This is a genomic window from Pseudomonas sp. CP-1, assembly GCF_021213715.1.
GTDB classification, from domain to species: Bacteria; Pseudomonadota; Gammaproteobacteria; order Pseudomonadales; family Pseudomonadaceae; genus Pseudomonas; species Pseudomonas aeruginosa.
In genome coordinates this window covers 243,789-267,180 of record NZ_JAJQKY010000008.1, presented here as the reverse complement: position 1 = coordinate 267,180, position 23,392 = coordinate 243,789, and the positions used below count along the sequence as shown (strand labels likewise).

Here is a 23,392-nt window from a genome sequence, read left to right as displayed (position 1 = left end):
CCGGGGCAGACCTTCGCCCTGTTCGATTCGGCCAATGACGAATGGTTGGAGTGGGCGCCGAAGATTCCTCTGAAGGAAACCGCCCGCCGCTGATTGTCGGATCGGCAAAAAGAAACGCCGCTTACCTGGGTAAGCGGCGTTTTCGTTCATGCATGCATGCTGGGGAGTGGGTGTCAGTGAGTGCTGAGATGCGCCCGGGTGGTCAGCAGGTACACCGGCAAGCCGGAGATCAGGATCAGCAGCGCGGCGTAGGGTGCGGCGGCAGCGTACTCCAGGTTGGCGGTGTGCACCCAGACCGAGGTGGCCAGGGTCGACAGCCCGGTGGGACCTAGCACCAGGGTGGCGGTCAGTTCCTTCATGGTGTCGAGGAACACCAGCACGAAGCCGGCGCCGATGGCCGGCGAGATGATCGGCAGGGTGATCCGCAGGAAGGCCATCAAGGGCGTCTGGCCGAGAGTGCGGGCGGCTTCCTCCAACTGCGGCGAGGCCTTTTCCAGGGCCACGCGGATCGGTGCCTGGGTCAGCGGCATGAACAGCAGGGCATAGGCGACCAGCAGCAAGCCGGTGGTCTGGTAGGTGGCTGGCAGGTAGTGCAGCGAGAAGTACACCAGCGAGAGGGCGATCACCAGTCCCGGCAACGCTTGCAGCAGGTACGGCAGGCGCTGGGTCCAGCGCGCCAGGGCGCCGGGGTAGCGCACCACCAGGATGCTTACGGGCAGCGCCAGCAGGCAACTGAGCAGGGCCCCGCCGAAGGCCAGCGACAGGGAGGAAAGCAGGGTCGAGGCGATTTCCATCAGCGGGAAGCTGGCCGAGGAGCCTTCGTACAGCCAATAACCGAGCATCACCAGGGGGATACCGGTACCGACCAGCACCAGCGTCGCCAGCAGCGCCTGGAGCGGCCACTTGCCGAACCCCAGGCGGACTCGTTCGGCCCGCCGCGCGCTGCCCTGGCCGGTGCGTACCAGGCGGCCGCGGCCGCGCATGCGCAACTCCAGCCAGAGCAGCAGGAAGCACAGTGCCAGGAGTACCGAGGAGAGCATCGCCGCGGTGGCGTTGCTGAACTCCAGTTCGAACTCCTGGTAGATGGCTGTGGTGAAGGTCTGGTAGCGCAGGATCGACAGCGCGCCGAACTCCACCAGCATGTGCAGCGCCACCAGTAGCCCGGTGGCGGCCAGGGTCGGGCGCAGCAGCGGCAGGGTGACCCGCAGGAACACCTGGCGCCGCGACAGACCGAGCATCCGCGCCGACTCCTCCAGGGAAGGATCGATGCCGCGCAGGGTCGCCGCTACCGGCAGGTAGACCAGCGGATACTTGGACATGGTCATGACCAGGATGGCGCCGCCGAGGCCTTCGTACATCGGGCTCAGCGAAACCCAGGTGAAACTGCTGACGAAGGCGGGGATGGCGAACGGCAGGCACAGCACCACGTTCCAGAAGCGCCGTGCCGGCAGGTCGCTGCGCTCGACGCACCAGGCCAGGGCCAGGCCGAGCAGGGCGCTGAGCAGGGTCACGCCGAACATCAGCCACAGGGTGTTGCCCAGCAAGCGGAATACGTAGGGGCGCCAGAGCAGTTGCCAGGCGCTGTGCCAGCCGGCGTCCCAGGCCTTGGCCGCGACGTAGAGCAGCGGCAGGCTGGCCAGCAGGGCGAGGAGCAGGACCGGCAGGAACAGCCAGAATGGCGTTCGCCGGCGCGAGCCCGTGCGCAGGCGCACGGGCGTGGAGGCGGCGCCGATCAATTCAGGCCAACGTCGCGTTCGAGGCTGAGGGCCTCGCTGGCCTCACCCAGGTCGGCCGGGGTCAGTTTCGGTGGGTCCAGTTCGGCGAACGGCTTCAGCGCCGGATCGGCCTGCATCCCCTTGCGCATCGGGTACTCGGCGGACTGGCTGAGGATCGCCTTCTGGCCTTCCTCGCTGAGCATGAAGGCGACGAACTGCTGGGCTTCCCTGGGGTGCTTGCTGGACTTGAGCACTGCGGCGCCGGAGACGGTGACCAGCGCGCCCGGGTCCTGGTTGCCGAAGTAGTGCAGGCGCGAGTTCAACTCGCCCTTTTCCTTCTTCAGGGTGTACCAGTAGTAGTTGTTGATCAGCGCCATGTCGACCTCGCCGTTCTCCACGGCTTTCATGGCGGTGACGTTGTTGGTGTAGATCGAGCCGAAGGCCTTCAGGCCGGTCAGCCAATCCTCGGCTTCCTCCTGGCCCTTGAGCTTGATCACTGCGGCGACCTGTTCGAGGAAGGCGCCACTGGTGGGCACGAAGCCGAAACGGCCGGACCAGGACGGATCGGAAAGATCCATCAGGCTCTTCGGCAGATCCTTCTCGTCGATCTTCTTCGGGTTGTAGGCCAGTACCCGGGTGCGGGCGGTGATGCCGATCCAGTCGCCGTTGCCGCCGGCGTGCTCCGGCTCGACCAGGGCCAGGGTCTCTGGCTCCAGCTTGGCCAGCAGGCCGGCGCTGGCCAGGCGGATCAACGGTGGCGATTCCTCGGTGTAGAGCACGTCGGCCGGCGAGCGCGCGCCTTCCTCGGTGATCTGGCTGGCGAGCTGGCCATCGCCGCCCTTGCGGATCTTCACCTGGATGCCGGTCTTGTCCTGGAAGGCCTTGGCGATGGCGATACCGGTGGCGGCGTGCTGGCCATTGTAGAGGGTAAGGGTGACGGGATCGGCCGCCGCATTGAGGGAAAGCGAACCGAGCAGGCACGCCAGGGCGGCGTGGCGGAAACGGTTGAGAAGTCGAACAGGCATGGATTCTCCCCGTGGGTTACAAATGCGAATGTAACCAATTATATCTTCGCGGGAGCTTCGGGCCTATCGGAAAAGTCCACGGCCCTGTCAGGCAGGGCCGTGGCAGACGCTTCACGCCGGTTCGCCGGCTTCCTCCGGCTCGCTGGCTGCGCGGGTTTCGCCGCTGGCGGCGGCATCCCGGCGACGGATGTATTTCCAGTCGGCTTCGTCGATATAGATGCCGTTCGGGCCGCTACCGCCTTCCAGGTCGATCGCCACGTGTGCGGAAACCTGCGGCTTCACGCTCGCCAGGATCGGCACGAAGCCCAGTTGCAGGCTGGTCTCCAGCAGCGCGGCCTGGTTGCGCTCGTCGATGTCCGCCGCCTCGTCCAGGTAGTAGGGCAGGCGCACGCGCCCGGCCTGCTCGCGGTCCATCAGGTGCAGCAACAGGTACATGTTGGTCAGCGCCTTGATGGTCATGGTGGTGCCGTTGGAGGCGGCGCCGTCGATGTCGGTGTGCATGATCGGCTGGCCGTTGACCTTGGTGATCTCGAAGGCCAGTTCGAACAGGTCCTTCAGGCCCAACTGGTTGTGGTTGGCGGCGACCAGGCGGGCCAGGTATTCCTTGGCCTCCTCGTTCTTCGCGTCCTGCTCGGCGCTCTGGGTCAGGTCGAACACCGAGAGGTTCTCGCCTTCCTCGTACTGGCCGGCGCTGTGGATGATCTGGTCGATGTGCTTGAGCGCATCCTTGTTCGGCGCGAGGACGATGCGGAAGCTCTGCAGGTTGGACACCTGGCGCTTGTTGATCTCGCGGTTGAACAGGGCCAACTGGTGTTCCAGGTTGTCGTAGTCGCTGCGGATGTTGCGCAGGGTCCGGGCGATGTCGGTGACCGCCGCGCGGCGCGCCTTGGCCAGCGTCAGGGCCTCGTCCTGGCGATGCGCGTAGGCGTTGATCAACAGCTTCAGGCGGCGCTCGGTGTCGTCTTCGCTATCGAACTTGGCGACGCCCTTCAGGCGCACCTGGGCGTACAGCGCCTCGATCTGCCCGTCGATGCGCTGCAGCGCCTGCCAGGTGTCCTGGTAGTCGTTGAGCAGCGGCAGCAGGTTGTCCAGCGAGTCGTCCACCGGCTCCATGAACGGCGTGCCGAAGGGCAGGTCGGCCGGCAGTAGCTGGCGGCGGCGCAGGGCATCTTCCAGGGTGCGCTCCTTGGCCTCCAGGTCGCCCAGTTGCCGGGCCACCAGTTGCAGGCGCGCGGAGAGCTGCTGGACGCGCTCGGCGAAGGCGTCGCTGGAGCGCTTGAGTTCGTCCTGGGACGCCTCCAGCTGGGCCAGTTCGGCGAGCTTCTCGGGCTCCTCGGCGGTCAGCGTCTGGGTGCGGCGGAAGTCTTCCAGGGCCTTCTGCGCATCCAGCACGTCCTGGTACAGCTTCTCCGCCTGGGCCTTGCTCGCGGCGCGGTCGGCGGCGACGCTCTGCTGGGTCTTGAGCTGCTTCAGCTCCTTCTCCAGGCGCTCCTTCTGGTCGCGCAGGGCGGCGCGGTCGGCCAGGGCCTGCAACGCCGGCGGTTCGATGTGCGACAGGTCGATGCTCAGGCCAGGGGCTTCGAAATGCTCGCCCTTGAAGTGGTCGAGGATGGCTTCGACGCTCTTCACCCAGACGTCGCCGTCATCCAGGTTCACCCCGTTCTCGCCGAGCGGCAGGCTGAACAGCGCGCCGTTGAACAGACGCATCAGGCGTTCCACGTCCTGCTGGCTGAACTCCTCGCGCAGGCGTGCGTAGCTGTTGTTGTCGGCGTGTTCGAGCTGCTGGCGGACGTTCTTCAGGCGTTTTTCCAGGTCGCGCAGGCGCTCTTCCAGGTCTTCGCTGGAGAACTGCCGCGAATGGGCCAGGGCGCCGGCCAGTTCGTCGTGGGCATCCTTGGCGGCGAGCAACTGCTGTTCGAGGACCTTGGCGTCGTCGACCAGGGCGAAGCGGGTCTTGAGCACCGACAGCTCGCCGAGCCAGCGCTGGATGCCGGCGATCTCGCGCTCCAGACGCATCAGCTCCTGGGTGCCGCCGCGCTGTTCGTTCTGCAGGCCGTCCTGCTCGGCGCGGTATTGATCGTGCTGGATCAGCAGTTCCTCGCGGCGCGCCCCGGCGTAGTCGTGCCAGGTGCCGAGCAGGCTGTCGAGCAGCGGCGAAAGGCGGTGCATCTTGCCGCGCAGTACGTCGCGCTGGGTCACGCCGTTGGCCAGGGCTTCCACCAGCGGGCCGGCGGCGACCAGCGCCTGGTAGTCCTGCTCCATCCGCCGCACGTCGCGGAACGCCTCCTCGCACGCGGCGATGTAGTCGACGTTACCCGAGCGCAGGCTGTGCTCGAAGGCGTCGAGGAACAGCTGCTTGAGCTTGGCCGCGGTGATCTCGCGCATGTGCAGCAGGTTGATGAACAGCGAGCGGAAGGTCTTCAGGCTCTGCTCGCTGGTGGAGCGCAGCGGGATCATGGTCAGGTCGAGCGGGATCGACGTGTGCCCGCCGACCAGCAGGCGGCGCAGCTCTTCCGGCTTCACCTCGTAGGCCTTGATGCCTTCGCGCTCGAGGTTGGCGAACAGCTCGCGCTGGCGCAGGCAGGTACCGTTCTTCTGGTAGTGGTCCAGGCTCAGCTCGCCGGCGTAGGCGAAGAACTGGTGGCCGAAGCCGCCGCCCGGGCCGCGCCCGGCCACGCCGATCACGTGCGGACCGTGGGGCAGCATCAGTTCGAGGAGAATGTAGCTGGTGTCCGAGGCGAAGTAGAAGCGCCGCGACTGCTCCATGCTGTACTTGCCGAAGCTCATGTCCGACAGGCGGGCAAGGATCGGGAACTGCAGGGCGTTGATCGAGGCGCTCTTGCCCAGGTTGTTGGCGCCGTAGATCGACAGCGGGTTTTCCAGCGGGAAGATACCCAGGCTGTAGCCGGCGGTATTGAGCAGGGCGAAGCGGCGGATGCCGTAGCGGGTCTGGCTCATGCGTCAGCCTCCTGTTGCGCGTGTTCTTCGGCGATGGCGCGGGCGAGGGCGTCTTCCTCGCTCTCTTCGGACAATTCTTCGTCGCTGGCCATCAGCGGTTCGATCTCGCCGTCATCGACCAGCACCGGCGTCTGCAACGGCAGGTCGGCGTGCAGGCTGGCGGACAGGTTGCGGTCCTGCTGCACCGACAGGCAGACGTCGAGGAAACGGTGCATCGGCGGCATGAAGCGGTACACGCCGCTGTCCTCGGAGGCGAAGCCGAGCTGGGTCAGGCGGCGCATGACCTTCTCTTCCAGTTCTTCCTGGGTCTGCACCTCGGCCTGGAGGAACAGGTCGCGGTATTTCTCCAGCAGCGGCGGCAGCTCTTCGCGGCCGATGCTGCCGCCGTCCAGCACGGACAGCGGGTCGCGGCCCTGGTCGGCGAGGTGTTCGACGAGGATGAAGGTGAACAGCGCCAGGCGTTGGGCGGTCTTGTTCACCTGGGCGCCGACCTGCTCCGGGACGAAGTAGTAGAAGCCGCGGGTGTCGCAGACCAGCTCGAAGCCCATGGCGCGAAACAGGCCGCGGTACTGGTCCTGGTGCGAGGACAGCTGGGTGTACAGCTCGGGGTCGCGGTGGCTGATGTGGTAGCCCTTGAACAGCTCGCGGAAGATCGGCGCGAGCTGGGTCAGTTCGGAGAGATCAAGATGCATGGGTTTCGCTCGCGGAAAGGGTGTCTGCGTCCCTGGCCTGGCCCTTGTCCTTGGCGGCGGGGTTCAGGGCGAAGGAGCAGAGGCTGACGCAATGTTCGGTGGTTTCGTACTCGCGGCGTTGCAGGCGTTCGCGCTGGAAGCGCGCGTCGCGCGACAGCCGGGAGAACCAGTAGAGCAACTCGTCGGTGGCGCCGTCCGGTTCCTGGGCCAGCAGCCATTGCATGAGGTCCGGCAGCGGCAGCGCCGCCTGGCAGCGCTCGATCATTTCCCGCGCGGTCCGTGGTGGTCGCGCCGGCCCGTTGCTCTTGCGCGTGCCGCTGGACTTGGGGAACTGCGCCGGCTTCGGCTCGAAGCGGGCGAGGGCGAAGACGTAGCTCTCGACCTGCGAGGCGGTGCCGAGGAAGGTGCTCTGCGGCCGGGTGAACAGCGGCATCGCCGCCTGCGGCACGGCATCCAGGCCCTTGCGCCGGATCGCCGCCAGCGCCAGGGCGGCGCCACGGGTCACCGCGTTGTGCCGGCGCGCTTCCTCGCGCAGCGGCAGCAATAATTCGCGGGCGCGGCGCAGGGTCAGCTGGGCGTTGGTCTGCATCTCGAGGATGCGCGCGTGGGTGCGCAGCACCAGGTCGTCGTCGACCAGGTGGCCGAGGCGCTGCTGTTCGCCTAGCAGGCGCAGCAGGACCTGTTCGACCCGCCGCACGCCCTGCTCGAAGGCGCCGTCGGCGCTGACCAGCTGGATCATCGGCTCGACGTACTCGTCCCAGGTCGCCAGGACCTCCGCGTAGCGCTGCGCCAGGGGAATCTGCCGGTCGCTGGTCTTGGCCCGCTCGGCCACGCCGATCAGTGCCTGCTCGTCATTGCCGAGCTTCTTCAGTACATCGCGCACGCGCATGTCGAGCAGTCGCAGCTGGCGCGCCAGGTCCTGGCTGTCGCGGGTCTCGAAGGCGTCCTGGATGTACCCGGCGAGGCGCTCCAGATGGCGCAGGTAGGCCTCGATCTCCAGGCACAGACCAAGGCGATGCTCGTGGCGCAGGTAGGCGAGGAAGTCGTGGATCTGCGCGTTCAGCTCGAAACGGTTGGGGCTCTTGGCCACCGGGACCAGGATATCCAGGCGGATCCACTGGTCGAGCAGGGCGGTGATTTCCGCCGGGTTGCTTTCCGGTAACTGGGTGTTCAACTGGCTGCGCAGTTCCGCCAGGCTCAGGGTGCCGGCATCGAAGCGCTCGCAGAGAGGCTCGAGCAGGGCCCAGTGTTCGGCAAGCGCACGCAGTACGCGTCGGGGGTCGATCATCGGGAGGGCCGATCCGTGGAAAAAGCGCCGATTGTACTGCAAAGGCACGGGCGACGCAGACGCCGCCGATGAGTGCGATGCAGGCCGTCGACACGTCTGCGGCGCAGGTACGGGCCCGGTATCGGTGGATGGCATCTGGCTATCACTGAGGTGTCGAAAAGCGGCAGTTTATGACTGCGTAAGGACTTTCCTGCCCCGCCTGGTCCGGGGAATGGGGCTTCCAGGGGCTGGCACGCTTTCTGCTGAAGACCCCTGGCCTGTCTATTCCAAATGAATGCCGACTCTTGAACGACGCCGCCTACGCCGAGGCCCGCTGGGCCGAACTGCAGAACCAGGGTGACCTTGCCTGGGACCTGGATGCCATCACCAACCGCAGCGAGGCGATCGCCTTCCTCAAACGTTTCGAGAACCGCCTGTGCATCTACTCGGCCTATGTCGAGAAGCTCTACAGCAACTACAGTTTCGTGATTCCCGAGAGCGACCATGGCGGCATCACCATCCTGCCCAGCGAGCAGGCCTGGCACGACACCTTCCACGATATCCCGCTGGCCGCGGTGGAGCCCACCGGGATCCATATCCTGCCGGGCGAGACCATGGGCTATCGCGGGCTCTACCTGAAGATTCCCGGCGAGCACCGCCTGGTGGCGTCGAAGGAATTGCCGTTCCAGGAAGGGTTGAAACTGCTGATCCAGCGTTACCAGGCTCACGACGACGTGTTCCTGCCGATCCTGGTCAAGGGCGACCTGCGCGAGTACGAAGCGCGCATGCCCTCGCTGCACCTGCACCGGATCAACCCCGCCCGCCTCAGCGCACACTCCCTGCTCAGCCTCAACGCCATCAAGGGTGCCATCGCCGACCATCTGATCGGTCTGTTCCGCCAGCAGTGAAGGGCTGACGTTACCCCCGTGTGACGATGGGTAACATCCATCCTGGCCGAGCGACCGCTCATCCGCTGCAGCGAGCGCGGCGACCGCGTCGTTCGGCGGTTTTTCTCGACTATGGGTCGGCCCCGATTCGCCCGGGGCTTTCTATAGTGACTACAGGTCGCAGTGTCTCTGCCGTCGGCCACGAGAAGAACAAGAGGTGAGCCCATGTCCCGTCGTCTGCCCTTCCTGCTGCGTTGCGCGCTGTTCTGCGGCGCCGGTCTGCTGGCTGCCACCGCCCAGGCGAGGATGGAGTCGCTGGACGACGACCAGCTTTCCGACGTGGTCGGCCAGGCCTTCATCAACCTCACCACCGACGCCGCCAACGGACTGAACTTCACCCGCATCAACTTCGGCGCCGACATCGAGACCCAACTGAACATGAAGAAGCTGCAGTTGGGCCAGTACAACCGCAGCGGCGAGCTTGCCGGCAGTGCCGACATCGCCATCGACAACTTCGCCCTGGGCACGGTCAACGACGCCACCGGCGCGATCAACCCGTTCCTCATCAGCAATCCCTACATCGAGTTCGCCTACGACGGCAGCAAGATGGTCGGCATCCGTATCGGTTTCGGCGAAGCCAAGGGCTACCTCTCGGGCGATATCAAGACCCTCACCGGCAACGTGCCGGTGGACCTGTACGGCACCGGCAGCCAACTGGGAGGCAGCATTTCCTGCGGCCTGCTGGCCCTCGACTGCCTGGCGGCGAAGACCGCCATCACTCTCACCGGCAGCTCTCAGTACACCGCCCAGGCAGAGCTGGTGAACAGCTCCGGCAACCCCGACCCGATCCGCGCTGCCATGATCGGCCTGAAGAACGGCACGGCCCTGGACATGCACGACAGCACCATCATCGGCAGCCTGGTGAACGTCCTGCTGCCCTTCCTGACCTCCAACGACTGCAAGCTGATGGGCGCCCAGACCTGCTTCAACCTGGCCCAGTACCAGTCGTTCCCGATCGGCACCGTGGATCCGAACAACGCGCAGAACTTCATCGACTCGTCGAAAGGCTTCTTCATCTCGATGCAGAGCCAGAACGTCCAGTGGCGCGACCAGCAGGATCCCTCCAAGCTGGTCGCCGCGCTGGCCGGTGCGTTCCTCAACATGTCGCGCAACGCCGATGGAACGGCGCCGATCAAGGTCGACTTCGGTCAGGCCTTCAATGGCATTCCACGGCAGGACACCTGCCTGGGCGGCCTGAACAAGGGCTGCTGAGATGAGTCGCGCCTGCCTGCTCGCGGCACTGCTGACCGCCCCCTTCGCCCATGCCGAGATGACAGCGCTCGACGACGAGCAACTGTCGGACGTGCAGGGTGCCGGCATCGGCTTCGTCCTCGACAGCGCCATGGTCGACGGCAACAAGGCCACCATCGCGATCAATGGCGTGACCAACACCGCCACCGGGCAGAACGTGCCGATCACGGTAAAGGAGCTGTACGTCGCCGCCACTGGCAGCAACAAGGGCAGCACCCTGGCGCCGGTGACTCTCGGCCGTCTCAATTTCCCGTTCAAGCTGAATCTGGCCAAGGGTTCGGTGCTGACCACCCAGCTCGACGACGGGCGGGTGGTCAGCACTTTGCCGGACACCGCGGACGTGATCGAGCTGGCTTTCCCCAGCCTGGTGAGCGGCGCCGGTGGACAGCCGTGCATCGCTGGTTACGCCGGTGCCGGCAGCAACTGCTCGAGTCGGGCCAGCGAAAAGGTCGACGCCGGCATCCGCTTCGACTTCGGCGTCACTTCCACGCGCACCGATGTGCTCAACCTGGACTTCTCCGAACTGGCGATGGACGGGTCCTACCTGCGCTTCTGGGGCGCCAACGCGCGCAGCCAACTGGTTGGCGAGATGCGCCTGAACCTCTACGCCAAGACTTTCGAGATCATGTCCTGCGGTGCTGGCTCGCCCAGTTGCGTCAGCGCCGCCGAGCAGGCCGCGCGCACCGTCTACCTGACCAACGCCTATGCCAGCGTCGCGCTTGGCTACGGGAAGTCGCAGCCGTTGCTGTTCTCGGTCACCGCCGACGGCAACTTCACTTTCGAACTGCCCAAGCTGACCCTGGCCAACGCCGCCGACTTCTACGCCAATGCGCCGCGCACCAGCCTGGTGATCGAGAACCTCAACATCGGCGGTACCCGGCCAGGCTACGGGCAGGTACCGACCGGCGGCTACAACATGGGCCGCAACGAGATATCCGGGCTCAGCTTCAACTACCTGAAGGTGACGTCGCACAACCTCTGAGGTGGCGGCGCGAAACGAGGTACGCAGCACATGGCCAAGCAGACTCATCCACTGGCAGGCGGCATCGGCATCCTCGCGGCGCTGGCGCTGCTGTTCAGCGCTTCGGCCGGGGCCGAGTTGCGCTCGCTGGGCGATGGCGATCTGGACGACGTGGTCGGCCAGGCCGGGATCAGCATCAGCGCCTCGCTCAATCTCCAGGAAAATCCTTCGCAGACGCGCTGCGCCGGCGGTTGCGGCGCGCGCCTGGCGATCCAGCCGGCCGGCAGCGGCAACAACTACCTGGTGATCGACGATATCAGCGGCAAGTTCAGCTTCGACGAAGTCACCCTGGACGTGGTGACCATCAAGGACGGCTTCGGCGGCGACGGCGCCGCCTTCAACCGCCCGGTGCTGCGCGTCGGCCTGAAGGACACCAGCTTCCAGGACCTGCGCTTCACCATCGCTGGCGCCAACAAGGCGCGCGGTACCGATCCCGGGCTGGTGCAGACCAACCTGGTCAGCGCACGCATCGACGGCACCCTCAAGCTGCAGGGCAACGTCAACATCTTCACCGTCGCCCCGCGTTGAGGGCGAACCGTCGCATGGCGGGACAAAGCCGCTCCGCCGAGGTCGAAGAACCGCTATCATTGCCTGCCTGAACGCCGGGGGCGAAACCGTCCCCGCGCATCGCCTAATTGCCGGTGCCCGAGATTTGATCGAAGAACAGCGTCGCCGCGCCTTCCTGGGCGCGATGCAGATAACCAGTTGGCTGCCCCGCCAGCCGTTGCCGTTCGCCGCACCTTCGCGGCCGGAGTTGCTGGAGACCCCGCCCCGGGAAGAGCCGGCGGTGCCTGTGCGTGCGCGCGCCGCGATCGATGCGCCGCAGGCCCGCGTCCCGCAAGCCGAGGCGCCGGCCAGCGCGCCGAGCGTGGCTCCCGCCGCGCCCGCGGAAGGCCGGGGGATCCCGATCAGCCTGCCGAAGCCGGGAGCCCCGGCGGCGAAGAAAGCCGAGCTGGTCGCGCCGGTCGAAGAGGCCCCGGCCGAGCCGCCGGCGGTCCAGGCCCCGCCGCCGCGCTTCGCCTTGCAACTGCTGCAGGCGGGCTCCTGCACCCTGCTGGTCGAACTGCCCACCGGCGAACCCTTCGCCAGCCGTGATCCGGGTTACCTGCTGCTGCGCGACCTGCTGCGCGCCGCCGGCCTGCCGGACAGCCCGCGGTTGATCGGCGAACCGGTACGCTGGCCGCTGCTGGCGCGCGGCAACCTCGACCAGGGGCCGCAGGCGGCCCTGGAGTTCGTCCAGAGCTTCGTCGCCGCGCGCATGGAGGAGAGCGAGCGTAGCCGCTGCCTGTGGCTGGTCGGCCTGCCGGCGATCCGCTTCGCCGGCGAGGGCGACGAGGGCAGCCTGTTCCGCGAACTGCAGGTGGACGGTCTGGGCGCAACCTGGGCCGTGCCGGGCCTGGAAGCCCTCATGGAAGAACCCGCCCTCAAGGGCGAGCTGTGGCGCGCTATGCGCCGTGTCCGTCAGCGCTGGTCGAGCGAGATTCAATGAGCGATGCGATTTCCTTCCGCCCGATGACCGAGGCGGACCTCGATGCCGTGCTGAAAATCGAATATGCCGCCTTCAGTCACCCCTGGACCCGTGGCATCTTCAGCGAAGGCCTGAAGAACTACCATTGCTGGCTGATGTTCGAGGGTAGCCAGCAGGTCGGCCATGGTGTCATCCAGATCATCCTCGACGAGGCGCACCTGCTGAATATCACGGTGAAGCCCGAAAGCCAGGGACGTGGCCTCGGTCTGCGCCTGCTCGAACACCTGATGCGCGAGGCGGCCGGCCACCAGGCTCGCGAATGCTTCCTCGAAGTGCGCGCTTCCAACCAGGCCGCCTACCGCCTCTACGAACGCTACGGTTTCAACGAGATCGGCCGCCGTCGCGACTACTACCCCGCCGTCGGTGGGCGCGAAGACGCCCTGGTCATGGCCTGTACCCTGTTCGACTGAGGCTTGCTCCGCTTCCCTGCCGGCAACTAGCTATCACTTGGAGTAGCTGGCTGGCCTTCTGGCACCGCCGTACCCTTACCAGCATTCCGATTCTCGCCTGCATACCGCAGGCAGGTCCCTTCATGCGGTAACCCTTCGCGGGAGTGCGAAGTCAGGTCGACAGCGGCCGGTGGCAGGATGCGCAGACTGGAGCCCCCCATGTGCGACACCCTGATCCTTCGCCACCAGGGCCAGACCTGGTTCGCCAAGAACAGCGACCGCGAGCCCGCCGAACCGCAGCGTCTGCTGCGCCTGCCGGCGGTGCGCAACGATCCGGAAGCGCGCTTGCGCACCACCTACCTCGACATTCCCCAGGCCGCCCAGCGGCATGCGCTGGTGATCAGCCAGCCGAGCTGGATCTGGGGCGCGGAAATGGGCGTCAATGAGCACGGCGTGGCCATCGGCAACGAAGCGGTGTTCACCAAGCTGACCCGTCAGCGCGGCACCGCGCTGCTCGGCATGGACCTGCTGCGCCTGGGACTGGAGCGCGGCGCCAGCGCCCGTGAGGCGCTAGAGGTGATCACCGGGTTGTTGCAGCGTTACGGCCAGGGCGGCCCGGCCGGCTACCGCGACAAGCGCATCCGCTACGACAACAGCTTTCTCATCGCCGACCCCGGCGAAGCCTGGGTGCTGGAAACCGCCGGCAACCTGTGGGTGGCGAAGAAGGTCGAGCGCTGGGCCATCTCCAACGCCCTGACCCTTGGCCACGAATTCGACCTGTGCAGCCGCGACCTCGAGGACCAGGCTCGCCGCCAGGGCTGCTGGGATGGTCGCGGCGACTTCCACTTCGCGCGGGTCTTCGACACCCGCCTGCTACCCTGGGTCGGCGGTGCGCACCGGCGCTGTCGGATCAACCAGCGCTTCCTCGACAGCCTGCCTGGCGAGCCGGACTGGCACGCGCTGTTCGCCGCGCTGCGCCACCATGGCCCGCGCGGGGACCACTTCCGCCGCCACAACAACCGCCAGGTATGCATGCACGCCGGCAGCTTCTGGCGGCCTTCGCAGACCACCGCCAGTCTGGTCGCCCGCTTGCGCGACGACGGCCCGCTGCTGGCCGCTACCGGTACTTCGGCGCCGTGCCTGGGATTGTTCCAGCCGCTGTCCTTCGATCCGGCCTCCGGCGCCGCCGTGCTCAGCCAGCCGCGCGAGGCGGTACAGGAGTCTCCCTGGTGGCGCTTCGAGGGGGTGCACCGCCGCGCGCTCACCGACCGCGCCTTCCGCCGGCTCCTGCGCAGCGGCCGCGATTGGCTGGAACGGGAACTCTTCGCCGACCTCGAACAGCCCGACTGGCCGCGCCTGGCAGAGGACGCCGCAGCCTGGCACGCCTGTTGGCATGATCAGGTCGCCATGCAGCCGCTGGCGCAGCAGCGCTGGTGGCGTAGCCACGCCGCGCTGTGACGCTTGTCAAACGGGCATCGCCTTCCGTAAGGTGCTGCACCGGTCAAACGAGGGGCATGCCATGAGCGACTTGCAGCAACTGTTCGAGAACAACGTCCGCTGGGCCGAAGCGATCAAGCAGGAAGACCCGGACTTCTTCGCCAAGCTGGCCCGCCAGCAGACCCCCGAGTACCTCTGGATCGGCTGCTCCGACGCGCGGGTGCCGGCCAACGAAATCGTCGGCATGCTGCCCGGCGACCTGTTCGTCCATCGCAACGTCGCCAACGTCGTGCTGCACACCGACCTCAACTGCCTGTCGGTGATCCAGTTCGCCGTCGACGTGCTCAAGGTCAAGCACATCCTGGTCACCGGCCACTACGGCTGCGGCGGCGTGCGCGCCTCCCTGCACAACGACCAGCTCGGCCTGATCGACGGCTGGCTGCGCAGCATTCGCGACCTCGCCTATGAATACCGCGAGCACCTGGAGCAGTTGCCGACCGAGGAGGAGCGCGTCGATCGCCTCTGCGAGCTCAACGTGATCCAGCAGGTGGCCAACGTCAGCCACACCAGCATCGTCCAGAACGCCTGGCACCGCGGCCAGTCGCTGTCCGTGCATGGCTGCATCTACGGGATCAAGGATGGCCTGTGGAAGAACCTCAACGTCACCGTCAGCGGCCTCGACCAGTTGCCGCCGCAGTATCGCTTGAGTCCGCTGGGCGGTTGCTGCTGAGAGAGGCGGAAGCTCTTCCCTGCGCGTTCCCCTCTCCCTGGAGGGACAGGGGAACTGTCGAGGACGGCTTCAGAACTCCACGCTATACGTCAGGCTGTAGGTCCGCCCCCGTCCCTTGTAGTCGAACAGTCCCGCTGGTGCGAGCCCGCCGTAGTAGACCTGCGCGCGTTGTCCCCAGACCGTGGTGTAGTCCTTGTCCAGCAGGTTCTGGATGCCCGCGGTGAGGGTGCCCACCGGCAGCGCCTGGGTGCCGAGCAGGTCGAACAGCGCGTAGCCGTCGATCTTGTTGCCCGGCTCGTCGTTCAGGTTGAAGGTGCGCACGCCCTGCAGGCGCAGGCTGCGCTGGTCGTCCTTCCAGCCGACGAAGGCGCCGGCCTTGGACGGGCTGGCCGAGGTCACGTCCTGCTTCAGCCAGCGGCCGTCGACCTTCTCCTGGGAGCGGATGGCCAGGCCGTTGACGCCGACCTGCCAGTGATCGTCCAGCCAGTAGGTAGCCTGGCCCTCCAGGCCGTAGTTGCGCTTCTTGGTGTCCTGCTGCAGCACCGCCAGGGTCTTCGAGTCGTACTTGATGCTCTTGTCCGACCAGGAATAGAACGCCGCCACCTGGGTATCCAGGGCACCGTCGGTGTGCCGCCAGCCCAGCTCGACCTGCTTGGTCTTGATCCCGTCCAGCGGCGAGTCGTTCACGCTGACCCCCTGCAACAGCGGGTAGTGGCCATTGCCGTCGGCTGCGCCGTAGCGTCCGAAACCGTAGTACTTGGCCGGGTCCGGCAGCTCGAAGCCTTCGCTGTAGTTGGCCCAGACCTGTTGTTGCAGGTTCAGCTTGTAGATGGCGCCGACGTTGACCAGGTTGACGTCGTAGTCCTTGCTCCCGCCCGGAACCGCGTCGGCGGTCTTGCCGAGGCCGTTGGCGATGAGGATCTGCTGGTTCGCCGCAACGAAGTCGCTGACGTCGGTGCTCATCGACTGGCGCCGCACGCCGGCGCTCAGGGTCAGGTCGTCGGTGGCCTTCCAACTGCCCTGGAGGAAGAAGGCGCGGCTGTCGGTATCGATGTCCGGGTAGCGGCCCAGCTTGGCCTGTTCACTGGCTACCAGCCCGCCGCTGGCGGCGGCGAGCGGCAGGTTGAAGAGCATCTGGTCGGACGTGAATTTTTCCCGGTCCAGGTCCACCCCGTAGGTCAGGCTGGCGCGCTCCCAGGTCTTCACCAGGGCCAGTTTCATCCCGTAGTAGTCAGTGTCCTGCTGCGAGGCCGAGTAGTAGGAAGTGCCGTAGTTGATTGCGCCACTATTGCTGTAGCGGATGGTGGGGAAGGGGTTGAAGGCCATCTTCTCGTTGCGGTAGTAGGCCTGCAGGTAGAGGTCGTGACCCAGCACTTCCGGCGCATGGTAGGTGGCGTTGAACTGATGGCGCTTGCTTTCCGGCTCGCGGTCGAGGTCGACGCCGCCCTTGATCGAATAGGGTGCCCGTCCGCGCAGGGCATCGAAGTTGCGCCCGAGATCGAGGCCGCGGTCGCCGTCGTAGCCGGAGTCGTAGTACTGGAGGCCGAGATCGAGGCTGTGGCCATTGGCGAAAGTGAAGCCAAGGCTGCCCATCAGGTCTACCGACCTGTTGTACTGCAGGTCGGTCTGGGTTATGTCCGTCAGTACCTGGTCGCCACTGCCGTCGTAGGCCGCGCCGTTCTTCTGGTAGGCGATGGCCAGGCGGCCGTTGAACAGGTCGTTGCCGCCGCTGATCGACTGCGCCGCGCGCAGGTCGTGATCCTCGTGGCTCTGGAAGCCGCTGCGGGCGCCAAGCTCGGTGTTGAAGCGAGTGTCGCCGCCGACGCCCTTCTTGGTCACGATGTTGATGATCCCGCCGGTGGCGCCGCCGCCGTACACCGCGCTGGCGCCGGACATCACCTCGATGCGCTCGATGTTGAATGGGTCGATGGAGTCGAACTGCCGGCTGATGCCCCGCGAACTGTTCAGCGACACCCCGTCGATCATCACCAGTACGCTGCGTCCGCGCAGGTTCTGGCCGTTGTTGGTACGACCCTGGGAGCCGATATCCAGGCCCGGGATCAATTGTCCCAACGCCTCCTTCAGGGGCACGCCGGCCTGGGTCTGCTGGTCCAGTTGCTCGCGCTCGATCACCCAGACCGTGCCGGGCAACTCGCTGATGCTGGTCGGCGCGCGCGAGCCGATCACCACCATCTGCTGCTCCACCGGATCGGCAGCCAGCGCAGGAGCGGAAAACGAAGCGAAGAGGGACAGGGAAAGCGCCAGGGGAGCCGGGCGCGAAGGGATGGAGCGGGGCATGAGGAGATGTCCGAGTTGCTGTTGTTTTGATGGGCGGCAAAGCTAAACAAATCGATAATGATTATCAAATGATTCGAACTGTTTCAATGAGGCATGCCTGGCTTCCAAAGCAAGATGAAATGCCTGACACGGGGCGCTGCGCATGGCGTGGCCCTACAGCGGATCCTCGGGCATTCCTCGATGACGATGCGGTATGCGCACCTAACGCCGGAGCACTTGGAATCGGCGATGCGCTTTTCTCCGATTACTCAGTCTGGCTACAAATTGACCACATGAGGATCTGTGGTAATCTGTAGTGAAATTAACGCTTAACGTTAAGGGTTAATGAATGATTCTGACCTTTCGCTGCGACGAGACTCGTCAGCTTTTTGAGACGGGTCTTTCGAGGCGGTGGGGAGCGATCCTCACAGTCGCTACGCGTAAGCTCGCAATGCTTCATGCGGCTACGGAGCTTCGAGACTTGCGCTCTCCACCTGGAAACCGCTTGGAGCCGTTGCAGGGAAAGCGGGCGGGCCAACATAGCATCAGGATCAATGACCAGTGGCGTGTCTGTTTCGTCTGGACGGATGCGGGTCCCGAAGAAGTCGAAATAGTTGATTACCACTGAGGAGGTGGACCATGGCTACCAATGGTATGCGCCCCATCCATCCTGGGGAAATATTGCGCGATGAGTTTCTGATGGAGTTGGATATCTCTCCAGCTGCTCTAGCACGCGCTTTGAAAGTCTCCGCTCCGACAGTGAATGATATCGTTCGTGAGCAGCGTGGTATCTCCGCAGATATGGCGATTCGTCTGGGGCGTTACTTTGATACGTCCGCTCAGTTCTGGATGAATCTCCAGAGTGAGTACTCGTTAGCAACTGCTTATGCGGCGAATGGCGAGCAGATCGAACATGAGATTGAGCCGCTGCTTGCTCAGGGATAGCGGTGACGTTGATCGTAGAGCCCCGCAGATGCGGGGCTTTTTTATGCGAACCGTAAATCGGTAAAGGGGGCGTAGACGGTTTGTAGTCTGCCGACCAAAACAAAAAGGGGTTAGCTTANAGATGCGGGGCTTTTTTATGCGAACCGTAAATCGGTAAAGGGGGCGTAGACGGTTTGTAGTCTGCCGACCAAAACAAAAAGGGGTTAGCTTACGCTAACCCCTTGAAAAATATGGTGGCTACACCGGGACTTGAACCTGGGACATCAGCATTATGAATCGCATGGAGTGACCATCGCTCACCCTCAGAGGTCCATATTTCGGGCCTTTCAGATCTGCGGTTAGCTTGTTTGGCCCCACTATTTCATACCGGCGCTATGATGTAGTCACCTCTTATTCGGGCATGCAAGGAAGACCAGAGTGAACCCGACAGATCTACCCCGTATTACTGGTGTGGCGGTAACCAGTTTGGTCTGCAAAATGGCCGAGGTCGTGGGAGTGCACTACGACGTGAACTCCTTGGTGGTGGAGGTTCGCGACCTTGAATCTGATGTGCATTGGCAAATCGCCTTCCCTGGTGTCGAAGGTTTCCGTGTTCTTGATGAAGGGGACCTGGGAGAATTCTGGGGGCACGTTCCCGGCTTGGTCATTGAGGTGACCGCTGGCGGCTGGTGGGAGCAAGAGTGCTCAAGGAGCGGGTTTGTCGGCCAATGGACCAAAGACGTTCGAGAGTACTTTGTAGGTGGCCAGAACGCCTGCGTGAGCGTACTCTCATGGAGCGAACCAGCTATAACGAACAGTGACCCGTTATAGGCACTACTGCAACGTGTTTTTTCTGAAGAAGTCTTTCAATATGGCCACCTATTTTTAGTGCTATTTTCGAGCGCTCTCTATCAATTTTGTCAAGTGTTCCATTCCGTCGAATGTGGATGGGATGTTGTCTTCCTGGGCAACAATTCCGCTGAAAATTAGGGCTTCAAAACGGTCTAGTAGAGGGGGGTTGTTTTTATTTATGTCGGCTGCATATTCTGCATATGATTGTATGAAGCGACAGATCGAGCGTCTTAGGTCTAGCTGCAATAATTGACCTCTGATTGATCTTAGGCTTTGTAGGATTACTCGAAAAAAATAAAGAAGTAAAAGTTCAATGGCGGCGATGGATATTATAAGCTGAATGTTTATTGATGGGTTGGTGTTTAAGTTTTCTTCTGAGGTTATCAGTGAGTATAGTTTAATTGAGGCTGGGAGAAGCATCAATATCCCAATTATTACTAGTCCGACGACGTGTGCCCATGCCATCCTACGCTTTTGTTCTGCTAGTGAATTGAATCCGTCGTAGAGTCCTATAAAGTTATAGGCATATTTATATTCTTGAAGGGTAGTGCGTAAATCTGTTATGCGCTTTTCTCGATTGTCGAGGTCTTTCTCGAATTGTATCTGTAACTCTGGAAATTTTTTAACGTTTTCGTTGAACTCTTTAATGGATGATATGGAAGGATCTTTTTGCGCGTCTTTTAGAATTTTTGCGGGCATGAAGAGTTCGGCGTATCTGACAGATTTTTCAAACTCTGCTGGTAGCTTTTGCTCCCCAAAGCGAATGGAGTTTAGTGTCGATGTTATGTCATTATTTTCGGTGTTGAGGTTGAACTCGAACTCGACTAGGAATCTGTAGCATATGGAGAATAATGAACTTAATATATTTTTGTTTAAATCTATTGATGCCAGAGTTGAATTGCTTATTAGTCCATCGCCTATCGTTTTTATGTTAAATGCACAGAGAGAGTTAAACTCTTCTTCGTGATCTAGCATGAGTTGTAAGCTTTTTGTTATAAAGTACTTAACGAAGGCGGTCTCTGGGTCCGATGATATGTCTTCGGATGATATTTTTGATATAAGGTTTTTAAGGTTCTGTTTGACCTTTATGGAAGAGAAGAAGCCTTCCTTTGCATCTTTCAATTCAGCCATCTTAGTTTCTCTACTGGTGCTATAGGAATAGAGTATTTATTGTTAATATTGATTACCAAGTTCTTTCTCGTAGCCCTTCAGTGCATTCTTTCACGTCATCATCGATAACATTCCCAGGCTTAATACATTCCTTCATGGTCTTCCGCACGCCTCTACTTGCTTCCCTGTCGCGTTTGTCCTGCATCTTGAGGCTCTCCCTTGCGGCGTCACCTGCCATGCCATCTGTACCTGCCATGAACTCGGTAACGATGCGGCTGAATCCTGAGCCGATAGCCTCCGCGATGGGTGCTGTCGCCTCGCCGGCCTGAGTCGCTAAAGGCTTGGATTCTTCTGCGTATGCGAAGCCGCACAGCGTCAAAAGTACGATGGTGGATGCAACTGCTCTCATTCCCTCTCTCCTATCCTTGAAGCGAACCAGCGTTCCGCTGCTCTCCTGGTGATCGCTATCCCGCGTTGGGACTGCTTAAGTTTTTATTTGCCTCGTCGAATGCCGGGCTTACGTGGCCGTTTTGGGGCTCGATTCTTCCAGATATCAGCCACAAGGCATATTGCGGAAAGGCGTCTGCCAGGATGCCGACTTCCTCAGTACTGATCCTGATCTTTCCGCCGCTGATATTTCTCCAGCGTTCGTAGTTTTTTCCACCTAGCTCGCTCAAGTGTTTCGGGCCCACGGTCCGTATCAATTGAAGCGCTCTATCTCTAACTGCATCCATAAGTGAAAAATTCAATCGGAGTAGAGTTTACTCAGTTGGTCGGCATGAGTAATATTCACTCATGAGTAACTGTTACTCAAATGGCTTGAGTGGTAGCAGCTTGGGATTATAGGGGGTTCGCATGGAAGAGTCTGGAATAGTGGGGTTCACCGTCACAGGTGCTGTGGAAAAGGTCACGGACTTCCGCACCGCGCCGTTCTGCTCGCAGGCAGTCTTCGCGCAGATGCTGGGCCTGGAAGACATCACGGAAGACGTGGTGCGGGGCTGGGTGGAAACCAAGACGATCCCGACCGCCAAGATTGGTCGCCGCCGCGTGGTGAACCTGCATCGCATCCGCCGTGACCTCGACCGGGGCAAGTCGATCTTCTGCCAGGGGGATTACGACGGTGACTAAGTACCTCGTAGAGATTTGCACCTTCCACGGCCCGACTCGGCAACGCCGCTGGCATCGCGTCCATCAGGGCATTTCCCGCGTGGAATGCCAGCGCTGGGTCGAAGAGTCGGTGGCTGTCTTCCCGACCGAAGGGGAAGCTCGCCGCTCCTTTGGCCTGACCCGCGAACGCGCTCGGCAGGTGTACCGCATCCGTGGGGTGAGGGCATGAACCATGGCCGCCAGTCCCTACTACCTGCGCCAAACCCACGCCCCGGACTGCGCCTGCTCTGTGTGCTGGTCCGCAAGGCAGGCCATCCCATTGCACAGCCCGTCGCCGTGTCCGGACTGCCGGCCCCCTGGGCTGCCCTATCTGGAAGATGGCCGCTGGTTCTGCCGTCCCCGTTCCTTCTGCGCGAAACACGACCCGTCCCGGCGTCCGCCGAAGTACTGGCACGTTGTGTACGACAGCGGGAAACCTACGCCCTTCGTGCCCGTGCGCGAAGCATTCCAACTGGAGGGCTGACCCATGCTCGCTGACACCTTGAAAGCGCTGCTCCTGCTCTGCCTGATCCAGGCCGCCCGCACCGTGGCCGATCCGGTCAAGGGCCGCGCTCCCGGCTCGTCGGAACAGCTTTACCGTTCCGGCGAACGGAAGCACGGGCGGAGCGCACCCTTGAACGCCTCCCCCCTGAAACAGCCTCCGCTGGGGAGTGTGGGGCAGCTTCTCCGCCCCGCGCTTCCGAGCCCTCGGCGGCAAGAGCGGGATGACAAGGGCAGAGCCCTTGGTGTTGCTCTGCGGGTTCCAAGGGGAAGCGTTCCCCTTGGCCGTCGGCGACGACGTTGCGATAGGGACCGTTACTCGAATGGGCTGAGACGAACACCCGTGGTTGGCTTGGTTCGCTAGCGAATAGAGCCCGGCCCGAAGGGATCGCCCCACACATCACTTTCACCCAACACCGCTGAATGAAGGCGAAACAGCCGAATTTGCAGCAGCGGGACAACTCACGCCGAAAAAGGCGAATTGAAGGAGAAACACCGATGAACATGTTTGCAACCCAAGGCGGCGTCGTCGAACTGTGGGTCACCAAGACCGACACCTACACCTCGACCAAGACCGGGGAGATTTACGCCTCGGTCCAGTCCATCGCCCCGATCCCGGAAGGTGCCCGTGGCAACGCCAAGGGCTTCGAGATCAGCGAATACAACATCGAGCCGACCCTGCTGGACGCCATCGTCTTCGAAGGCCAGCCGGTGCTCTGCAAGTTCGCCAGCGTGGTCCGTCCGACCCAAGACCGTTTCGGCCGGATCACCAATACCCAGGTCCTCGTGGATCTGCTGGCCGTAAGTGGCAAGCCGACCGCGCCGACCGCCCAAGCCCCGGCTCGTCCGCAAGCACAGGCCCAAGCCCCGCGCCCGGCCCAGCAGCCGCAGGGCCAGGACAAACAAGACAAGTCTCCGGACGCCAAGGCGTAAGCCGTAGGAGGCCGCGATGCTCCGCTATCTCTCGCTGTTCGCGGTAGGTCTGGCCACCGGCTACGCCTGGGGCTGGATCGACGGCCTAGCGGCCTCCCTGGCTGTTTGAGGACTGATCGCTATGTCAGGTGTTGTCGCTGTGCAGGTGTGTACCGCGTGGACCTCGACTCCCGAGGGCTTCATGGCGTGTCGCGAACTCGCATGGCAACAGGCCTACCTGATTCCGCCCGAGGCCGCTGGATACGTGGACATCCTGGTCAACGGTGGTTTCTCCCCGGAAGCCTTCGGCATCGGTGCCGCTGGCGTCCTGGGATCGTTCGTGACGGGGCTTTTGATTGGCTGGGTCGCGTCACTTCTTCGTAAAGCCAAGTAGAGAGGAAACACCATGAAAGCAATGAAGCAACGCATCGCCAAGTTCAGCCCGGTCGCCTCGTTCCGCAACCTGTGCATCGCCGGCTCCGTCACTGCCGCGACTTCGCTGCCGGCCTTCGCCGGGGTGATCGACACCAGCGCGGTGGAATCGGCGATCACCGATGGCCAGGGCGATATGAAGGCCATTGGCGGCTACATCGTCGGCGCCCTGGTGATCCTGGCCGTTGCCGGCCTGATCTACAGCATGTTGCGCAAGGCGTAACGGGTGCTCTGGTCGGTGTGGTTGGGGGCGTTCTTCGCCGGCGCCTTCATCACCG

Annotated in this window: 25 protein-coding genes and 1 pseudogene; 18 read left to right on the top strand and 8 right to left on the bottom strand. The window is 63.2% G+C overall.

The annotated features are described in order from the left end of the window. A partial coding sequence (locus tag LT948_RS33350; protein ID WP_371915273.1) for a hypothetical protein occupies window positions 1-93 on the top strand: 93 nt, incomplete at its 5' end. Between the two features lie 80 nt (window positions 94-173). On the opposite strand, the gene LT948_RS18320 is transcribed toward LT948_RS33350, so the two are convergent. From LT948_RS18320 to mksB, 5 genes are all read right to left on the bottom strand, one after another. Further along, on the bottom strand, window positions 174-1,712 hold the full coding sequence (locus LT948_RS18320) for an ABC transporter permease (RefSeq protein WP_003121056.1): 1,539 nt from the start codon (window positions 1,710-1,712) through the stop codon (window positions 174-176). A gap of 20 nt (window positions 1,713-1,732) precedes the next feature. Further along, window positions 1,733-2,740, bottom strand: a complete 1,008-nt coding sequence (locus LT948_RS18315; RefSeq protein ID WP_003095046.1) for an iron ABC transporter substrate-binding protein — start codon at window positions 2,738-2,740, stop codon at window positions 1,733-1,735. A gap of 111 nt (window positions 2,741-2,851) precedes the next feature. Continuing rightward, entirely contained in the window at window positions 2,852-5,698 is a 2,847-nt protein-coding gene (gene mksF / locus LT948_RS18310; RefSeq protein ID WP_003141640.1) for an Mks condensin complex protein MksF, read from the bottom strand. After that, window positions 5,695-6,390: an Mks condensin complex protein MksE gene (gene mksE, locus LT948_RS18305; protein WP_003095041.1), complete on the bottom strand. Its 696-nt coding sequence runs from the start codon at window positions 6,388-6,390 to the stop codon at window positions 5,695-5,697. The genes mksF and mksE overlap by 4 nt, the downstream gene beginning before the upstream one ends. After that, window positions 6,380-7,678 (bottom strand): Mks condensin complex protein MksB, encoded by a 1,299-nt coding sequence (mksB, locus tag LT948_RS18300; RefSeq protein WP_003095037.1) that lies wholly within the window; start codon window positions 7,676-7,678, stop codon window positions 6,380-6,382. The genes mksE and mksB overlap by 11 nt, the downstream gene beginning before the upstream one ends. Before the next feature lie 284 nt (window positions 7,679-7,962). Here mksB and LT948_RS18295 point away from each other — a divergent pair, with 284 nt between their 5' ends. The 8 genes from LT948_RS18295 to can all read left to right on the top strand — a co-directional run bounded on the left by LT948_RS18295 (window position 7,963) and on the right by can (window position 14,960). Next, window positions 7,963-8,565 (top strand): hypothetical protein, encoded by a 603-nt coding sequence (locus tag LT948_RS18295; RefSeq protein ID WP_003095035.1) that lies wholly within the window; start codon window positions 7,963-7,965, stop codon window positions 8,563-8,565. A 204-nt stretch (window positions 8,566-8,769) separates the two neighbouring features. Then, complete coding sequence (locus tag LT948_RS18290; protein WP_003095033.1) at window positions 8,770-9,816, top strand: DUF6160 family protein; 1,047 nt, start codon at window positions 8,770-8,772, stop codon at window positions 9,814-9,816. 1 nt (window position 9,817) lies between these two features. Next, window positions 9,818-10,837 (top strand): hypothetical protein, encoded by a 1,020-nt coding sequence (locus LT948_RS18285; protein WP_023092965.1) that lies wholly within the window; start codon window positions 9,818-9,820, stop codon window positions 10,835-10,837. Between the two features lie 30 nt (window positions 10,838-10,867). Then, a complete protein-coding gene (locus LT948_RS18280; protein ID WP_023092964.1) occupies window positions 10,868-11,404 on the top strand; it encodes a DUF6160 family protein in 537 nt (178 codons plus the stop codon). A gap of 259 nt (window positions 11,405-11,663) precedes the next feature. Next, window positions 11,664-12,365 (top strand): protein TonB, encoded by a 702-nt coding sequence (locus LT948_RS18275; protein WP_073654283.1) that lies wholly within the window; start codon window positions 11,664-11,666, stop codon window positions 12,363-12,365. Then, on the top strand, window positions 12,362-12,814 hold the full coding sequence (rimI, locus tag LT948_RS18270; RefSeq protein ID WP_003095025.1) for a ribosomal protein S18-alanine N-acetyltransferase: 453 nt from the start codon (window positions 12,362-12,364) through the stop codon (window positions 12,812-12,814). The genes LT948_RS18275 and rimI overlap by 4 nt, the downstream gene beginning before the upstream one ends. 198 nt (window positions 12,815-13,012) lie before the next feature. Next, window positions 13,013-14,251: a C69 family dipeptidase gene (locus LT948_RS18265; RefSeq protein ID WP_023092962.1), complete on the top strand. Its 1,239-nt coding sequence runs from the start codon at window positions 13,013-13,015 to the stop codon at window positions 14,249-14,251. A gap of 61 nt (window positions 14,252-14,312) precedes the next feature. After that, window positions 14,313-14,960, top strand: coding sequence for a carbonate dehydratase (gene can / locus LT948_RS18260; RefSeq protein ID WP_003095021.1), 648 nt, complete (start codon window positions 14,313-14,315; stop codon window positions 14,958-14,960). 69 nt (window positions 14,961-15,029) lie between these two features. Here the strand turns inward: can and LT948_RS18255 are convergent, their stop codons facing one another. Further along, entirely contained in the window at window positions 15,030-17,258 is a 2,229-nt protein-coding gene (locus LT948_RS18255) for a TonB-dependent receptor (protein ID WP_021264080.1), read from the bottom strand. A 150-nt stretch (window positions 17,259-17,408) separates the two neighbouring features. Between LT948_RS18255 and LT948_RS18250 the strand changes: the two are divergent. From LT948_RS18250 to LT948_RS18235, 4 genes and pseudogenes are all read left to right on the top strand, one after another. Continuing rightward, window positions 17,409-17,534 (top strand): annotated as a pseudogene (locus LT948_RS18250) (phage integrase); the annotation flags it as partial. Between the two features lie 52 nt (window positions 17,535-17,586). Then, window positions 17,587-17,865 carry a type II toxin-antitoxin system RelE/ParE family toxin gene (locus LT948_RS18245; protein ID WP_003113526.1) on the top strand — a complete coding sequence of 93 codons (279 nt, stop codon included), beginning with the start codon at window positions 17,587-17,589 and terminating at the stop codon, window positions 17,863-17,865. 11 nt (window positions 17,866-17,876) lie between these two features. Next, window positions 17,877-18,182 carry a HigA family addiction module antitoxin gene (locus LT948_RS18240; protein WP_003111575.1) on the top strand — a complete coding sequence of 102 codons (306 nt, stop codon included), beginning with the start codon at window positions 17,877-17,879 and terminating at the stop codon, window positions 18,180-18,182. 417 nt (window positions 18,183-18,599) lie between these two features. Beyond that, complete coding sequence (locus LT948_RS18235) at window positions 18,600-18,992, top strand: hypothetical protein (RefSeq protein WP_025297673.1); 393 nt, start codon at window positions 18,600-18,602, stop codon at window positions 18,990-18,992. 60 nt (window positions 18,993-19,052) lie between these two features. On the opposite strand, the gene LT948_RS18230 is transcribed toward LT948_RS18235, so the two are convergent. Both LT948_RS18230 and LT948_RS18225 read right to left on the bottom strand, forming a co-directional pair. Then, window positions 19,053-20,144 (bottom strand): hypothetical protein, encoded by a 1,092-nt coding sequence (locus LT948_RS18230; protein WP_124135598.1) that lies wholly within the window; start codon window positions 20,142-20,144, stop codon window positions 19,053-19,055. 52 nt (window positions 20,145-20,196) lie between these two features. Next, the gene (locus LT948_RS18225) at window positions 20,197-20,532 is read right to left on the bottom strand and encodes a hypothetical protein (protein ID WP_025297674.1); all 336 of its coding nucleotides are present in this window, start codon (window positions 20,530-20,532) and stop codon (window positions 20,197-20,199) included. Between the two features lie 446 nt (window positions 20,533-20,978). Between LT948_RS18225 and LT948_RS18220 the strand changes: the two genes are divergently transcribed. The 5 genes from LT948_RS18220 (at window position 20,979) to LT948_RS18200 (ending at window position 23,337) form a co-directional block, all read left to right on the top strand. Next, on the top strand, window positions 20,979-21,251 hold the full coding sequence (locus LT948_RS18220) for a hypothetical protein (RefSeq protein ID WP_003115921.1): 273 nt from the start codon (window positions 20,979-20,981) through the stop codon (window positions 21,249-21,251). A 211-nt stretch (window positions 21,252-21,462) separates the two neighbouring features. Beyond that, a complete protein-coding gene (gene pflM, locus LT948_RS18215; RefSeq protein WP_057387714.1) occupies window positions 21,463-21,753 on the top strand; it encodes a lysogeny maintenance protein PflM in 291 nt (96 codons plus the stop codon). A gap of 515 nt (window positions 21,754-22,268) precedes the next feature. Beyond that, the gene (locus LT948_RS18210) at window positions 22,269-22,703 is read left to right on the top strand and encodes a hypothetical protein (protein ID WP_031635504.1); all 435 of its coding nucleotides are present in this window, start codon (window positions 22,269-22,271) and stop codon (window positions 22,701-22,703) included. Window positions 22,704-22,824: 121 nt separating this feature from the next. Further along, entirely contained in the window at window positions 22,825-23,076 is a 252-nt protein-coding gene (locus tag LT948_RS18205; protein ID WP_003115979.1) for a hypothetical protein, read from the top strand. Window positions 23,077-23,088: 12 nt separating this feature from the next. After that, a complete protein-coding gene (locus LT948_RS18200) occupies window positions 23,089-23,337 on the top strand; it encodes a major capsid protein (RefSeq protein WP_003125072.1) in 249 nt (82 codons plus the stop codon). The last annotated feature ends 55 nt before the right edge of the window (window positions 23,338-23,392 follow it).

Bases quoted from the DNA above. Each gene is read 5' to 3' on its own strand.
- LT948_RS18210 (WP_031635504.1), top strand. From the start codon at position 22,269: ATGAACATGTTTGCAACCCAAGGCGGCGTCGTCGAACTGTGGGTCACC.
- LT948_RS18205 (WP_003115979.1), top strand. From the start codon at position 22,825: ATGTCAGGTGTTGTCGCTGTGCAGGTGTGTACCGCGTGGACCTCGACT.
- LT948_RS18240 (WP_003111575.1), top strand. From the start codon at position 17,877: ATGGCTACCAATGGTATGCGCCCCATCCATCCTGGGGAAATATTGCGC.
- can (WP_003095021.1), top strand. From the start codon at position 14,313: ATGAGCGACTTGCAGCAACTGTTCGAGAACAACGTCCGCTGGGCCGAA.
- rimI (WP_003095025.1), top strand. From the start codon at position 12,362: ATGAGCGATGCGATTTCCTTCCGCCCGATGACCGAGGCGGACCTCGAT.
- LT948_RS18285 (WP_023092965.1), top strand. From the start codon at position 9,818: ATGAGTCGCGCCTGCCTGCTCGCGGCACTGCTGACCGCCCCCTTCGCC.
- mksB (WP_003095037.1), bottom strand. From the start codon at position 7,678: ATGATCGACCCCCGACGCGTACTGCGTGCGCTTGCCGAACACTGGGCC.
- LT948_RS18290 (WP_003095033.1), top strand. From the start codon at position 8,770: ATGTCCCGTCGTCTGCCCTTCCTGCTGCGTTGCGCGCTGTTCTGCGGC.
- pflM (WP_057387714.1), top strand. From the start codon at position 21,463: ATGGCCGCCAGTCCCTACTACCTGCGCCAAACCCACGCCCCGGACTGC.
- mksE (WP_003095041.1), bottom strand. From the start codon at position 6,390: ATGCATCTTGATCTCTCCGAACTGACCCAGCTCGCGCCGATCTTCCGC.
- LT948_RS18230 (WP_124135598.1), bottom strand. From the start codon at position 20,144: ATGGCTGAATTGAAAGATGCAAAGGAAGGCTTCTTCTCTTCCATAAAG.
- LT948_RS18255 (WP_021264080.1), bottom strand. From the start codon at position 17,258: ATGCCCCGCTCCATCCCTTCGCGCCCGGCTCCCCTGGCGCTTTCCCTG.
- LT948_RS18265 (WP_023092962.1), top strand. From the start codon at position 13,013: ATGTGCGACACCCTGATCCTTCGCCACCAGGGCCAGACCTGGTTCGCC.
- LT948_RS18225 (WP_025297674.1), bottom strand. From the start codon at position 20,532: ATGAGAGCAGTTGCATCCACCATCGTACTTTTGACGCTGTGCGGCTTC.
- LT948_RS18245 (WP_003113526.1), top strand. From the start codon at position 17,587: ATGATTCTGACCTTTCGCTGCGACGAGACTCGTCAGCTTTTTGAGACG.
- LT948_RS18200 (WP_003125072.1), top strand. From the start codon at position 23,089: ATGAAAGCAATGAAGCAACGCATCGCCAAGTTCAGCCCGGTCGCCTCG.
- LT948_RS18220 (WP_003115921.1), top strand. From the start codon at position 20,979: ATGGAAGAGTCTGGAATAGTGGGGTTCACCGTCACAGGTGCTGTGGAA.
- mksF (WP_003141640.1), bottom strand. From the start codon at position 5,698: ATGAGCCAGACCCGCTACGGCATCCGCCGCTTCGCCCTGCTCAATACC.
- LT948_RS18280 (WP_023092964.1), top strand. From the start codon at position 10,868: ATGGCCAAGCAGACTCATCCACTGGCAGGCGGCATCGGCATCCTCGCG.
- LT948_RS18315 (WP_003095046.1), bottom strand. From the start codon at position 2,740: ATGCCTGTTCGACTTCTCAACCGTTTCCGCCACGCCGCCCTGGCGTGC.